The following is a 13,812-nucleotide window of genomic DNA, read 5'->3' as shown; positions in this document are numbered from 1 at the left end:
AAGGCAGGGCACGATTCTCGAAAGGAACGGCAGTTTGGCACGGGCCTGGCAACGTATGCTCTCGGGGCGCAGACTGGATCTTCTGGATCCCACCCCGGTTGATATCGAAATCGAAGACATTGCCCACGGGCTGGCTTTTGTCGCGCGCTGGAACGGGCAGACGCGCGGGGATTATGCCTATTCCGTTGCCGAACACTCGCTTCTGGTCGAAGCGCTGTTCGCGCGCATGTATTCGCCCGCGCCCGCCAAATGGCGGCTGGCCGCCCTGCTGCATGACGCGCCCGAATACGTGATCGGTGACATGATCTCGCCGGTCAAGGCCGCCGTCGGCCCCGATTACGGCAAACTGGATGACAGGCTGGCGGCGGCCATTCACATCCGCTTTGGCCTGCCCGCCGAAACGCCCAAACGCATCAAGGCCCGGATCAAGAAGGCAGATCGGATATCCGCCTGGATGGAGGCCACGCAAATCGCCGGGTTCTCTATCGCCGAGGCCAACAAGTTCTTCGGCAAACCCGATCCTTCGGTGATCGACGGGCTGGATATCCACCTGCGCGCACCCGTCAAAGTGCGTGCGGCCTATACTGCCCGTCACACCGAACTGCTGGCACAGCTCTGACACCGCCCTTGCCGCGACACGTTCCGTAAACAGCTGGCAAGCGCCGCAAACGGCGCCTGCCCTGATCGCCCGACCCGCCGTTTTCGCACCGACGCAATACCGACGTGATACCGACGTGATGCCGACAGGCGGTTCCGGCCGTATTTTTGGGCCTTCTCAACCTCTCATATATGAAATAGAGTTTCTTTTATGAATTTTGGAGAAAGCCATGAAACCCTTGGAAGGTCTTCGCGTCCTTGATTTCGCCCAGTTCCTGGCCGGTCCGATGGCGGCCTTGCGGCTGGCCGATCTGGGCGCCGAGGTGATCAAGATCGAACGCCCCGACGGCGGCGATCTGTGCCGCTCACTTGTCATCGCGGATCAGAAAGTGGGGGATGACAGCCTGTTGTTCCACACCATCAACCGTAACAAGAAAAGCGTCGCCGCCGATCTCAAGAACGTGGATGATCTCGACAGGGTAAAGGCGCTAATTGCCTCATCTGACGTGATAATTCACAATTTTCGTCCCGGCGTAATGGAACGCATCGGGCTGGGATATGAAACGGTTTGCGCGCTGAATCCCCGGATCGTCTATGGCGCCGTCACCGGCTATGGCACCAAGGGCCCCTGGGTAAGGAAACCGGGACAGGATTTGCTGGTTCAGGCCATGACGGGGATGCCGTGGCTCTCTGGAAACGATGGCGAACCGCCCGTGCCAGCGGGATTCGCGGCGCTTGATATCGCCTGCGGGAATCATCTTGTCCAGGGGCTCATGGCCGCCCTGCTCCGGCGCGCCACCACCGGGCGCGGCGGGCTGGTCGAGGTTGATCTGATGTCGTCCTCGCTCGACATGCAATTCGAACTCCTGACCGCCTTTCTCAACGGCGACGGCACCATGCCGACCCGCAGCGCTGTCTCGAATGCCAACGCAACGGTGGCGGCGCCCTATGGGATTTTTGCGTGCAAGGACGGCTATCTTGCGCTTGCCATGACACCGATTTCGGCCCTGCGCGACCTGCTGGAATGCCCGGCCCTGGCGCCCCTTTGCGATCCCGCAGACGCCTTTCCCAGACGCGACGAGATCAAGGCCATTCTGCGCGATCACCTGATCCAGCGTCCGGTGCGTACCTGGTTGGATCGTCTGGAACCCGCCGATATATGGTGCGCCGAAGTTCTGGATTGGCCGACATTCACAAATACCGAGGGCTTTCGCGCGCTGGATGCCGTTCAGGACATCACCGCCCCCGACGGCACCCGCATCCGCACCACCCGTTGTCCGATCCGGCTGGACGGCGAAACCCTGACCAGCCCCCGCGGCGGCCCCGCCCTCGGAGCAGACACAGCCGCGTATCTCTAGGGTCAGATCAGCGCGATCACCAGGAAAATGCCTCCTGCGCCCAGCACGGCCCCGGCCACTCCGCCGATCAGGGCCACCGGCCAGTAGCGCGGCGCCGGGTCTTGCGGCGGCGTCGCCTGCCGGATCAGCACGTCTTCGACCAACGCCGGCAAACGCGGACCGAACCGCGCCAGCACCCGCGCCGTTTTCAGCAAATCCCGGCCCAATGCGCGCGGCCCGATACTGTCCTTGATGTAGCCCGCGACAACGGGCTTGGCGACATCCCAGATATTCACCCCCGGATCAAGCGAGCGCGCGACACCCTCGACCACAACCATCGTCCGTTGCAGCAGGATCAGTTCGGTGCGCGTTTCCATGCCAAACCGTTCCGTGACTTCGAACAGATAGCTCAGCAGCCGTCCCATCGAGATCCGCGTCGCATCCATCCCGAATATCGGTTCGCCCACGGCGCGCAGCGCCCGCGCGAACTCGTCCACATCCCGATCCGCGGGCACATACCCCGCCTCGAAATGCACTTCGGCCACACGCTTGTAGTCACGCTGGATAAAGCCGAAAAGGATCTCGGCATAGACCCGCCGGGTATACTCGTCGATATGGCCCATGATGCCGAAATCATAGGCGATCACGTCGCCATTCGCGGCCACTTTCAGATTGCCCTGGTGCATGTCCGCATGGAAATACCCGTCCCGCAACGCGTGGCTCAGGAACAGTTGCAACACCCGGCTGCCCAGCGCGTGCCGATCATGCCCGGCGGCATCCAGCGCCGCATTGTCGCCCAGGGATTCTCCTTCGGCCCAGCCCAGCGTCATAACCCGGCGCCCGGAATACGCCCATTTGACCGCCGGCACCTGAAATCCGTCATCCTCTGCCGTATTGGCGGCAAATTCGCTGGCCGAAGAGGCCTCCAGCCGCAGGTCCAGCTCGCCCGCGACCACACCATCAAAATGCTCGATCACGTCACGCGGCCGCAACCGGCGCGACGCGGGCGACAGAAACTCGATCGTGTCAGCCGCGAAATAGAACGCGTCCACATCCTTGCGAAACGCCCGTTCAATTCCCGGACGCAAAATCTTGACCGCTACGTCCTCGCCGGTCTCCTTTAGCCGCGCGCGATGCACCTGCGCGATCGAGGCCGCCGCAACCGGTTCGGAGAACGACGAAAAAATCTCATCCACATCGACGCCCAGATCCGCCGCAACGGATCGCTTGGCCTCAGTCAGCGAAAACGGCGGCAGCTTGTCCTGCAACACGCGCAATTGCGCGGCCAGGTCTTCGCCCGCGATATCGGGCCGGGTCGACAATACCTGGCCGAACTTGATATAGGCCGGGCCCAGCGCCGTCAGCGCGCGCGGCACGGGCGGCATCGCCGGATCGCCGCGATACCCCAGCCACTGAAAAGGCCAGACCAGCCCCCGCACGGCCACACGCAACAGCCCCGGCGCCTCGAACGCGTCCAGCACCACCTTCATGGCGCCGGTCCGCTCCATCGTCGCACCGGTTCGCACCAGGCGCAGAATATTGTGTGGTCCGCGCATCACACCGCCCCCGCCGACAAACCGATCACAATTTCCACCCCGAATGCAGCGCGGCAATCCCCATCGTCAGGTTGCGATACTTGGCATTGTCAAACCCGGCCTGCCGGACCATGCCCAGAAATGTCTCCTGGTCGGGGAACTTGCGGATCGATTCCACCAGGTACTGATAGCTGTCGCGATCGTTGGCAATAGCCTGGCCCATGCGCGGAATGACGTTGAACGAATACAGATCATAGGCTTTCTGCATCATGTCATTCGGGATCTGGCTGAACTCCAGCACCATCAGCCGCCCTCCGGGACGCAATACGCGAAACGCCTCGTTCAGCGCCTCTTGCGGGCGGGTCACGTTCCGAATGCCAAAGCTGATCGTGTAAACGTCAAATGTATTGTCTTCGAACGGCAATGCCATCGCGTCGCCAACCACCCAGTCCAGACTGTCGGCCATGGCGTCCGCCTCGGCCCGCTTGCGCCCCTCCACAAGCATCGGTTCCGTCAGGTCCAGCACGGTGGCATGGCCTTGCCCGGCCCGTTTCAGGAACCGGAACGAAATATCGCCCGTCCCTCCGGCCACATCCAGCAGACGCTGGCCGGGACGCGGGGCCAGCCAATCCATCATCGCGTCTTTCCAGATGCGGTGCACACCCATCGACATGACATCGTTCATCACATCGTATTTCGAGGCCACAGAATTGAAGACCCCCTGAACCCGTCCGGCCTTTTCCGCCTCGGGTACGGTTTCGAAACCAAAATGTGTTGTGTTGCTGGATTTGTTGCTCATGGCTTTGCCGTCTTTTCACTTCCCGCTCTTCTTATAGACGGCGACCGGGGCACACAATGCGGCGATTGCGGTATCGCGCGCACCATGCCACAATCCGCGAACCGGAATTTTCCAGAAAATTCCGTCCCGTTTTCCCTGTGGGAGAACGGCGCCCACCCGGATCTGAACGCACTGCCCCCGTGGATCGCCATGCCCGAATTGCCCGAAGTCGAAACCGTCCGCCGCGGCCTGGCGCCGTCGATGCAGGATGCGACCATCGTCAAGGTGCAGGTCAACCGTCCCGACCTGCGCTGGCCCTTCCCCAAGAACATGGCCGCTCGACTCTCGGGCGCTCGCGTAACCGCCCTGCGCAGGCGGTCGAAATACATCCTCGCCGATCTCTCCACAGGCGAAACTCTGCTGATTCATCTGGGCATGTCCGGCCGCATGACCGTGTCGGGTGATCCGCTGGGTCAGTTCGTGCACGACCACCCCAGGGCTGAAAAGCACGATCACGTGGTTTTTGACATGTCCAACGGCGCGCGCGTCACTTTCAATGATCCCCGCCGGTTTGGCGCGATGGACCTGCGCAGCACCCGGGACATCGACACGCACCCTCTTCTGGCAAAGTTGGGGCCGGAACCACTGGGCAACGACTTTCACGAGGATGGGTTGGTCTCCCGTCTCGAGGGGCGCAATACGCCGATCAAATCGGCGCTGCTGGATCAGAGAATCGTTGCCGGCCTGGGCAATATCTATGTCTGCGAGGCACTGTTCCGGGCAGGAATATCGCCGCGCCGAAAGGCTGGAACACTCGCCCAACGTCGCGTCAGGTCACTGGTGCCGGTCATCCGCACCGTCCTGCAAGAGGCCATCCAATCCGGCGGTTCGTCCCTGCGCGATTTTCGTCAGGCAAACGGAGAACTCGGTTATTTCCAACATTCTTTCGATGTTTACGGACGCGAGAACGCACCTTGCCGCCGCGACGGATGCACCGGGACAATCGCGCGCATCACCCAATCGGGGCGGTCATCCTTCTACTGTCCCCTATGCCAAAGATAGCTTGATCCATGCTCTGCAAATGATAAGGAATCACACCTGACCGGAACAAAGGAAAGCTCAACCCATGGCTTTTGAGACGATCATCGTCGAATTCGAAGATCATGTCGCCCTGATCAAACTGAACCGTCCCGATGCCCTGAACGCGCTCAACCAGCATTTGCTGGGCGAACTGATGCAGGCGCTGGAAGAGGCCGACGCGAATGACAAGGTCCGCTGCATCGTTCTGACCGGCTCGGACAAGGCGTTTGCCGCCGGGGCCGACATCAAGGAGATGTCCGCAATGAGCTTCGCCGACGTGAACGCGGCAAATCTGTTCGCGGCATTCGGTGATGGCATTCAGCGGGTTCGCAAACCTGTCATCGCGGCCGTGTCCGGATATGCGCTGGGCGGCGGCTGCGAACTGGCAATGGCCTGCGATTTCATCATTGCCTCGGAAACCGCGAAATTCGGTCAGCCCGAAATCAATCTGGGCGTGATCGCCGGCATGGGCGGATCGCAACGCCTGACTCGCGCCGTTGGCAAGTCCAAATCGATGGACATGAACCTGACCGGCCGTTTCATGGATGCCGAAGAGGCCGAGCGCGCCGGGCTGGTCAGCCGGGTAGTGCCGGGCAAGAAGCTGCTGGAAGAAGCGCTGGGCGCCGCCCAGAAAATCGCCGAAAAATCGCTCGTGACCACACGCACCGCCAAGGAAGCCGTGAACCGGAGCTTTGAATCCACCCTGACAGAGGGGTTGCTGTTCGAGCGTCGCGTATTCCACGCGTTGTTTGCAACCGAAGACCAGAAAGAGGGTATGGCCGCTTTCATGGAAAAGCGCGAGGCGCAATTCCGCGACAGGTAACACCTGTACCCCGTCACGGAAACGATCGAAACGCCGCCCGGTTCGGGGCGGCGTTTTCATTTTCCGAACCGCCGGGCGGAACAGGCGTGCAAATTGACCAAGAACAAAAATGGTGCCGACGTGAAACCGACGTGAAACCGACGCGTTGCCGCCGCCTGGTTCGGGCCAGTCCCGCGCCTTGCAGAATCGCCTTGGCAAGCCCTGACAAAGGCGCTATACGCCGCCGTCATACATGCGCGTGCAGCCCGCTCTGGCTTGAATCGATTCTCCCGATTGGGAGAGGTCCCGTTCGGGCAATGGCACGTGTGAACCTGAACAAAGCAAGCATAAGGACCTGAGATTCATGGCAAATTCGCCCCAGGCAAAGAAACGTGCCCGTCAGAATGAACGCCGTCTGGCCGTCAACAAAGCCCGCCGTTCGCGCATCCGCACCTATCTGCGCGCCGTCGAGGAGGCCATCGCTTCCGGCGACAAGGAAGCGGCAACTGCGGCACTTCGCGCCGCACAGCCCGAACTGATGCGCGGCGTCACCAAGGGCGTCTACCACAAGAATACCGCTTCGCGGAAAATGTCGCGCCTGTCCGCCCGCGTGAAGGTTCTGGGCTAAGCACCTTCGACAAACCATTGATAGTAAAGGCGTCACCAGGAGTGGCGCCTTTGTGTTTTTCGGCGCCCGGTTTGACCGGTGGAGATTCTTTTTCCCAAAAGCCCGAGTCAAGTTAGAAGTTCAGTTGCCGGGCCGCCGGGCAAATTGCTATTTTCGGTCTTGCGATTCACATCGCCTTGGGGGGAACAGACGCCGAAAGCTGGTGGCATCGTGCCACGTTGGCGACTCTTGCACAGCACCACAAAGAGGGTGTGTCAGGAGCGCCGAGTTTGTTTTGTGGTCTGCGGCTGTTCCATTGGTATTGCGCCCATGCGCATTCGACAGACAACCCGCCAAAGCATTCGCTTGGGCGGGATGGGGATAGTTTGTCGGATCAAGCCGTGCTTGACCATGCCCGATCGGCTCTGTGAATCCGTAACGATGGGATGGGCCGGGTATGACCCGGACAGGACGGCTGAAGGAATACGGGGACACATGACACAGGAACAATGGGGCGTCTTGCAGCAGGATCTTCTCAAGACGATTGGGCAGAACAACTTCAAGACCTGGATCGAGCCGATCTCTTTTGGCGAATTGAACGATGGCGTGGCCACCTTTCTCGTTCCTACCAATTTTATCGGAAACTATGTTTCCCAGAACTTCGGTGACCTGATCCTGCACCAGCTGACCAAGTCCGGCGCGCTGGTTCGCAGGATCGCGTTCAAAGTTGCCGCCAACACAACCGCGCGCCCGGTACAGCAACAGGCCATCACCAGCAAACCAGAGGAATCGCGCGAATCCGACATGGCTGGCGCGCCGCTGGACCCGCGCTTCACTTTCGACAGCTTTGTTGTCGGCAAGCCCAATGAACTGGCCAATGCCGCCGCGCGCCGTGTGGCAGAGGGTGGGCCGGTCACGTTCAATCCCCTGTTTCTCTACGGCGGAGTCGGGCTTGGCAAAACGCACCTTATGCACGCCATTGCCTGGGAGCTTCAGGCGCGCCGCCCGGATCTGAACGTGCTTTATCTGTCTGCCGAACAGTTCATGTACCGTTTCGTTCAGGCCCTGCGAGACCGCCGGATGATGGATTTCAAGGAACTGTTCCGGTCGGTCGATGTGCTGATGGTGGACGATGTCCAGTTCATCGCCGGCAAGGACAGCACCCAGGAAGAGTTCTTTCACACCTTCAACGCTCTTGTGGACCAGAACAAACAGATCATCATTTCCGCAGACCGCGCGCCGGGCGAAATCAAGGATCTGGAGGACCGGATAAAAAGCCGCCTGCAATGCGGTCTGGTCGTGGACCTGCACCCGACCGACTATGAGCTTCGGCTTGGCATCTTGCAGTCCAAGGTTGAAGGCTATCGCGTGCAGTATCCCGGGTTGCAGCTGGCAGACGGCGTCCTTGAATTCCTTGCCCATCGTATATCCACCAATGTCCGCGTTCTGGAAGGTGCCCTGACCCGCTTGTTCGCCTTTGCCTCGCTTGTGGGCCGCGAAATCACGATGGAATTGACACAAGACTGCCTGAGCGATGTACTTCGCGCCTCGGAACGCAAGATTTCGGTCGAGGAGATCCAGCGCAAAGTGGCCGAGCATTACAACATCCGCCTAAGCGAAATGATCGGGCCCAAGCGGGTCCGCACATTCGCGCGGCCCCGTCAGGTGGCCATGTATCTGTGCAAACAGCTGACATCGCGCTCGCTGCCCGAGATCGGGCGGCGGTTCGGCGGCCGCGATCACACCACGGTCATGCATGGCGTCAAGCGCATTGAAGAGCTCCGCTCGCAGGACGGGCAGATCGCTGAAGACCTGGAGCTATTGCGGCGCTCCCTGGAAGCCTGACGCGTTTCGATCCCAACTTCTTCTCACAATCTGTTTCGGGGCGTCGGCATGACGCCCCGCATATGCGCCAAGGCAGGCCGAATCCGCGCCTTTTTTGCCAAAACGCGGGCTCGGTACTGCCCGTGCCCCTTCGATCCCTTGACGCCCCCGGGAAAGCGTCCGAAAAACAACAAAATGCTTGAGCCGACGGGGGATTGCGTTACCTTGCCCCTCCCCGGCATGGATGAGGGAAGAGGAAATGAAACTCAGTATCGAACGCGGTGTGCTGCTCAAGGCCGTGTCCCAGGCACAATCGGTTGTCGAGCGTCGCAACACGATCCCGATCCTTGCAAATGTCCTGATCGAGGCCGAGGGCGGCTCGGTACAGTTCCGCGCCACGGATCTGGATATCGAGGTCGTCGACAAGGCTCCGGCGATGGTGGAACGGGCAGGTGCAACCACCGTTGCCGCCACCACGTTGCACGAGATTGTACGCAAATTGCCGGATGGCGCATTGGTAACACTCACCGATGACGGGGCCGCGGGCCGGCTGACGGTCGAGGCCGGCCGATCCAACTTTTCGCTGGCCACCCTGCCGCGCGAAGACTTTCCGGTCATGGCCTCCTCGGAATATTCCAGCAATTTCTCGGCCCCTGCGCCGGTATTGCGCCGTTTGTTCGACAAGTCCAAGTTTGCGATCTCGACAGAGGAAACCCGCTATTACCTGAATGGCGTTTACATGCATGTGGCCGATGCGGATGGCGGCAAGGTGTTGCGCTGTGTTGCCACAGATGGGCACCGTCTTGCCCGGATCGACGCAGATCTTCCCGATGGCGCCGCCGATATGCCGGGCGTGATCGTTCCGCGGAAAACGGTTGGCGAGATGCGCAAACTTCTGGATGACGACGACATGTCGATTGCCGTGTCTGTTTCCGAAACCAAGGTGCGGTTCGCCACCCCGGATATCACGCTGACCTCCAAGGTGATCGACGGCACTTTCCCCGATTATACCCGCGTCATCCCCACCGGTAACACCCGCAAGATGGAAGTGGACGCTTCGGAATTCGCCCAGGCCGTGGATCGTGTTGCAACCGTATCTTCCGAACGTTCCCGTGCCGTAAAGCTGCAACTGGACGAAGATCGCCTGGTCTTGTCGGTCAACGCTCCTGACAGCGGCGCCGCCGAGGAGGAACTGGCCGTCGCCTATGGCGATGAACGGCTGGAAATCGGGTTCAACGCAAAATACCTTCTGGAGATCGCCAGCCAGGTGGATCGCGAAAACGCTGTATTCCTGTTCAATTCCGCTGGCGATCCGACCCTGATGCGCGAAGGCAACGACACCAGCGCTGTCTATGTCGTGATGCCGATGCGCGTCTGAACGCCCGTCAGCGCCAGTCGCGGCACATTCTGAACCTGCGTTTCGAAGGAGCGGCATGGGATCTATGCATCTGTCAAATCTGACACTGTCCCATTTCCGTTCGCACAAATGGACAGAGATACTCGCTGACCCGCGCCCTGTCGCCATTGTCGGGCTCAATGGCGCGGGGAAAACCAATATACTGGAGGCCGTGTCCCTGTTTTCACCGGGTCGCGGATTGCGCCGCTCCAGCGCCGAGGACATGGCCCGCCGACCCGAATCTTTGGGATGGAAGCTGGCGGGCCTTTTGCACCTGTCCGATCATATTCACGAGATCGACATTCGTTCAGAGTCCGGGGCCGCCCGTCAGGTGCGCATAGATGGCAAGCCCGTAGCCCAGACCAGATTGGCCAAGCTGGCTCGTGTATTGTGGCTGATCCCGTCCATGGATCGCCTTTGGATAGAAGGCGCGGACGGCCGGCGCCGGTTCCTCGATCGCATGACGCTCAGCTTCTTCCCGGATCATGCAGAGGTGTCGCTGGCCTATGAAAAAGCCATGCGGGAACGGAACCGGCTTTTGAAGGATCAAGTCGGCGATCCGCACTGGTATGGCGCTCTGGAACGTCAGATGGCGAAATCCGGGTGCAGGATTCACCAGGCCCGGCTGGACACGCTTCTGCGCATTTCGCGGGCGCAACAACAGGCGGAAACCGCCTTTCCCGTGGCCGAACTTGATCTTGTACAGAGCGAAGGCAGCATGCCCGCCACCGAGGACGATCTGCGCGAGGCCCTCGCGGAAAGCCGGTTCCGCGATATCGCGGCGGGGCGCACGCTGGTGGGGCCTCACAGGTCCGATCTGTACGGCGTGTATGCGGCCAAGGGCGTGCCCGCGCGCGATTGTTCCACCGGCGAACAAAAGGCGTTGTTGGTATCGTTGATCCTGGCCAATGCGCGCGCGCTGCAAAACGAGTTGGGAGCATCGCCACTTCTGCTGCTGGATGAAGTGGCCGCGCATCTGGACAGCCAAAGGCGCGCCGCCTTGTACGACGAGATCTGCGCCCTGTCTGCACAGGCCTGGATGACCGGAACCGAGATGGCGTTGTTCCAGGCGATGGGCCCCCGCGCGCAGTATATCGAGGTCAGCGAGCAGGGCGGTGTTTCAACGGTAGAAAGCGCCACCTAGGCATTGGTTTGGCCTTGTCGGAAAAGGCTGGCATGTGCGTGACATTCCCCCTGAAGACCGATATAAAATCCCAAAATGAACAAGGACGGCATGAATGTCTGACAGCGCGCAGAATCCCGAGCAATACGGCGCGGAATCTATCAAGGTTCTTAAGGGTTTGGAGGCGGTCCGCAAGCGGCCCGGCATGTATATCGGCGACACCGATGACGGCTCTGGCCTGCACCATATGGTGTACGAGGTCGTGGACAACGGGATTGACGAGGCACTGGCGGGTCACGCCGATGCCGTTAACGTAAAGATCCACGCCGACAACTCTGTATCCGTCAGCGACAACGGACGCGGTATTCCCGTGGATATCCATCGAGAAGAAGGCGTGTCCGCCGCCGAGGTCATCATGACCCAGCTTCACGCGGGCGGCAAATTTGACAGCAATTCATACAAGGTGTCCGGCGGCCTGCATGGTGTGGGTGTGTCGGTGGTGAATGCCCTGTCTGTCTGGCTGGAACTGCGCGTCTGGCGCGACGGCAAGGAACATTTCGCCAAGTTTGAGCACGGCGAGACCACCGAACATCTGCGGGTTGTCGGCGATGCCGGGGATCGGACGGGCACAGAGGTGCGCTTTCTGGCGTCGACGGGCACATTCAGCAATCTGGATTATTCGTTCGACGTACTCGAAAAGCGCCTGCGCGAACTGGCCTTTCTGAACTCTGGCGTGCGCATCATTCTCGAAGACGAACGTCCGGCGGAACCGTTGCGCAGCGAACTGTTCTATGACGGTGGCGTCAAGGAGTTCGTCAAATATATCGACCGGCACAAGACGCCGATGATGGAGACCCCGATCTATGTCAAGGGAGAGCGCGACGAGATCGGTGTCGAGGTGGCGATGTGGTGGAACGACAGCTACCACGAAACGGTGCTGCCCTTTACCAACAATATTCCGCAGCGCGATGGCGGCACGCATCTGGCCGGTTTCCGGGGGGCGCTGACACGGACCTTGCAGAAATACGCACAGGAAAGCGGCATCGCCAAAAGGGAAAAGGTCACGTTCACCGGCGATGACGCGCGCGAAGGGCTAAGCTGTGTTCTGTCCGTCAAGGTGCCGGATCCGAAATTCTCTTCCCAGACCAAGGACAAGCTGGTCAGCTCCGAGGTGCGCCCGGCGGTCGAAGGGTTGATGAACGAAAAGCTGGCCGAATGGTTCGAGGAAAACCCGAATGTGGCGAAGATCATCGTCACCAAGATCATCGAGGCGGCCTATGCGCGCGAAGCCGCGCGCAAGGCGCGTGAACTGACCCGGCGCAAGACGGCGATGGATGTCAATTTCCTTGCAGGCAAGCTCAAGGATTGTTCGGAAAAAGATCCGTCCAAAACCGAAGTTTTCCTTGTCGAGGGGGATTCGGCCGGTGGTTCCGCCCAGACCGGGCGCGATCGTCAGACACAAGCCATCTTGCCCTTGCGCGGCAAGATCCTGAATGTCGAACGTGCGCGCTTTGACCGGATGCTGTCGAGCCAGGAAATCGGCAATCTGGTGATGGCGCTTGGAACCGGGATCGGGCGCGACGAATTCAATATCGACAAGCTGCGCTACCACAAGATCGTCATCATGACCGACGCCGATGTAGACGGCGCGCATATCCGAACGCTCTTGCTGACTTTCTTCTTCCGGCAGATGCCGGAACTGATCGAAAAGGGACATCTCTATATTGCCCAGCCCCCCCTGTACAAGGTCGCCCGGGGCAAGTCCGAGGTATACCTGAAGGATCAGCCGGCGCTGGACGATTATCTGATCGAACAGGGTATCGAAGGTGCGGCGCTCCGGCTGGGTGGAGGCGAAGAGATTATCGGTGCCGATCTGGCACGGGTCGTCAACGAGGCCCGGCAACTCAAGCGCGTGCTTGATGCGTTCCCCACCCATTACCCACGCAATATCCTTGAACAGGCCGCAATTGCGGGCGCTTTTGTGCCCGGCGCAGTTGATGCCGATTTGCAGGGCGTCGCCGACAAGGTGGCCGCACGGCTTGACCTGATCGCGCTGGAATACGAGCGCGGCTGGCACGGTCGTATCACGCAGGATCACGGCGTCCGGCTTGCGCGGATCTTGCGCGGCGTGGAAGAGGTGCGCACGCTGGACGGGCCGATGCTGCGCTCGGGCGAAGCGCGCAAGGCGGGCAGCTTTACCGAAAGCCTGCAAGAGATATACGGAACGCCCGCCACCCTGGTCCGCAAGGACCGGCTTCAGCTGATTCATGGGCCGCTTGATTTGATGCAGGCGATCCTGAGCGAAGGCGAAAAGGGTCTGACGCTGCAACGCTACAAGGGTCTGGGCGAAATGAATCCCAGCCAGCTTTGGGAGACCACGCTCGATCCCGACGCCCGCACGCTGTTGCAGGTGAAGGTGGACGACATGGCAGAGGCCGACGATCTTTTCACCAAGTTGATGGGGGATGTCGTCGAACCCCGTCGCGAGTTCATCCAGAAAAACGCATTGAGCGTTGAAAACCTGGACTTTTGAAATACTGTAGGGATCCCCATAGCACTGCGGATACCCCATAGTTTTGCGGTATCCGCCCATAGTTCTGCGGGGGTAACTTATGAGTAGACTGACGACTGACAAGCTCGTTTAAGCAAGTTTTTTTGAAGTGGTCCCGGTTTTTCGGACAGCTCAGCGGCTGATCTAAGGTGTATCCGGGTTGGTTTTCATGCCGCCAATTT

At 60.3% G+C, this 13,812-nt stretch carries 11 protein-coding genes; 9 read left to right on the top strand and 2 right to left on the bottom strand.

Annotation, left to right across the window (positions count from 1 at the left end; genetic code table 11):
• Positions 1 to 55: 55 nt before the first annotated feature.
• A complete protein-coding gene (locus I3253_RS19200) occupies positions 56 to 619 on the top strand; it encodes an HD domain-containing protein (protein ID WP_197919451.1) in 564 nt (187 codons plus the stop codon).
• Between the two features lie 208 nt (positions 620 to 827).
• Positions 828 to 1,955 carry a CaiB/BaiF CoA transferase family protein gene (locus tag I3253_RS19195; RefSeq protein WP_197919434.1) on the top strand — a complete coding sequence of 376 codons (1,128 nt, stop codon included), beginning with the start codon at positions 828 to 830 and terminating at the stop codon, positions 1,953 to 1,955.
• A gap of 2 nt (positions 1,956 to 1,957) precedes the next feature.
• Here I3253_RS19195 and ubiB read toward each other — a convergent pair whose 3' ends face one another.
• Both ubiB and ubiE read right to left on the bottom strand, forming a co-directional pair.
• On the bottom strand, positions 1,958 to 3,490 hold the full coding sequence (ubiB, locus tag I3253_RS19190; protein ID WP_197919433.1) for a 2-polyprenylphenol 6-hydroxylase: 1,533 nt from the start codon (positions 3,488 to 3,490) through the stop codon (positions 1,958 to 1,960).
• 25 nt (positions 3,491 to 3,515) lie between these two features.
• A complete protein-coding gene (gene ubiE, locus I3253_RS19185; RefSeq protein WP_197919432.1) occupies positions 3,516 to 4,268 on the bottom strand; it encodes a bifunctional demethylmenaquinone methyltransferase/2-methoxy-6-polyprenyl-1,4-benzoquinol methylase UbiE in 753 nt (250 codons plus the stop codon).
• Between the two features lie 189 nt (positions 4,269 to 4,457).
• On the opposite strand from ubiE, the gene mutM reads away from it, so the two are divergent.
• The 7 genes from mutM (at position 4,458) to gyrB (ending at position 13,612) form a co-directional block, all read left to right on the top strand.
• A complete protein-coding gene (mutM, locus tag I3253_RS19180; protein WP_197919450.1) occupies positions 4,458 to 5,309 on the top strand; it encodes a bifunctional DNA-formamidopyrimidine glycosylase/DNA-(apurinic or apyrimidinic site) lyase in 852 nt (283 codons plus the stop codon).
• Positions 5,310 to 5,373: 64 nt separating this feature from the next.
• Positions 5,374 to 6,150 (top strand): enoyl-CoA hydratase, encoded by a 777-nt coding sequence (locus I3253_RS19175; RefSeq protein ID WP_197919431.1) that lies wholly within the window; start codon positions 5,374 to 5,376, stop codon positions 6,148 to 6,150.
• Positions 6,151 to 6,493: 343 nt separating this feature from the next.
• Entirely contained in the window at positions 6,494 to 6,757 is a 264-nt protein-coding gene (gene rpsT, locus I3253_RS19170) for a 30S ribosomal protein S20 (protein ID WP_197919430.1), read from the top strand.
• Between the two features lie 474 nt (positions 6,758 to 7,231).
• Positions 7,232 to 8,581, top strand: a complete 1,350-nt coding sequence (gene dnaA, locus I3253_RS19165) for a chromosomal replication initiator protein DnaA (protein WP_197919429.1) — start codon at positions 7,232 to 7,234, stop codon at positions 8,579 to 8,581.
• A 238-nt stretch (positions 8,582 to 8,819) separates the two neighbouring features.
• Complete coding sequence (gene dnaN, locus I3253_RS19160) at positions 8,820 to 9,938, top strand: DNA polymerase III subunit beta (RefSeq protein ID WP_197919428.1); 1,119 nt, start codon at positions 8,820 to 8,822, stop codon at positions 9,936 to 9,938.
• 55 nt (positions 9,939 to 9,993) lie between these two features.
• Complete coding sequence (gene recF / locus I3253_RS19155) at positions 9,994 to 11,100, top strand: DNA replication/repair protein RecF (protein ID WP_197919427.1); 1,107 nt, start codon at positions 9,994 to 9,996, stop codon at positions 11,098 to 11,100.
• A 94-nt stretch (positions 11,101 to 11,194) separates the two neighbouring features.
• Positions 11,195 to 13,612 carry a DNA topoisomerase (ATP-hydrolyzing) subunit B gene (gene gyrB, locus I3253_RS19150; RefSeq protein ID WP_197919426.1) on the top strand — a complete coding sequence of 806 codons (2,418 nt, stop codon included), beginning with the start codon at positions 11,195 to 11,197 and terminating at the stop codon, positions 13,610 to 13,612.
• Positions 13,613 to 13,812 lie beyond the last annotated feature (200 nt).

This window comes from Thiosulfatihalobacter marinus (assembly GCF_016019955.1).
GTDB lineage: Bacteria > Pseudomonadota > Alphaproteobacteria > Rhodobacterales > Rhodobacteraceae > Shimia > Shimia marinus_A.
Note: the sequence above shows the minus strand (reverse complement) of the source record. Positions and strands in the feature narration are given on the sequence as shown.

What these genes read in the sequence shown, in the direction of transcription:
- I3253_RS19200 (WP_197919451.1), top strand. Translation starts at nt 56, where the DNA reads ATGCTCTCGGGGCGCAGACTGGATCTTCTGGATCCCACCCCGGTTGAT.
- I3253_RS19195 (WP_197919434.1), top strand. Translation starts at nt 828, where the DNA reads ATGAAACCCTTGGAAGGTCTTCGCGTCCTTGATTTCGCCCAGTTCCTG.
- ubiB (WP_197919433.1), bottom strand. Translation starts at nt 3,490, where the DNA reads ATGCGCGGACCACACAATATTCTGCGCCTGGTGCGAACCGGTGCGACG.
- ubiE (WP_197919432.1), bottom strand. Translation starts at nt 4,268, where the DNA reads ATGAGCAACAAATCCAGCAACACAACACATTTTGGTTTCGAAACCGTA.
- mutM (WP_197919450.1), top strand. Translation starts at nt 4,458, where the DNA reads ATGCCCGAATTGCCCGAAGTCGAAACCGTCCGCCGCGGCCTGGCGCCG.
- I3253_RS19175 (WP_197919431.1), top strand. Translation starts at nt 5,374, where the DNA reads ATGGCTTTTGAGACGATCATCGTCGAATTCGAAGATCATGTCGCCCTG.
- rpsT (WP_197919430.1), top strand. Translation starts at nt 6,494, where the DNA reads ATGGCAAATTCGCCCCAGGCAAAGAAACGTGCCCGTCAGAATGAACGC.
- dnaA (WP_197919429.1), top strand. Translation starts at nt 7,232, where the DNA reads ATGACACAGGAACAATGGGGCGTCTTGCAGCAGGATCTTCTCAAGACG.
- dnaN (WP_197919428.1), top strand. Translation starts at nt 8,820, where the DNA reads ATGAAACTCAGTATCGAACGCGGTGTGCTGCTCAAGGCCGTGTCCCAG.
- recF (WP_197919427.1), top strand. Translation starts at nt 9,994, where the DNA reads ATGGGATCTATGCATCTGTCAAATCTGACACTGTCCCATTTCCGTTCG.
- gyrB (WP_197919426.1), top strand. Translation starts at nt 11,195, where the DNA reads ATGTCTGACAGCGCGCAGAATCCCGAGCAATACGGCGCGGAATCTATC.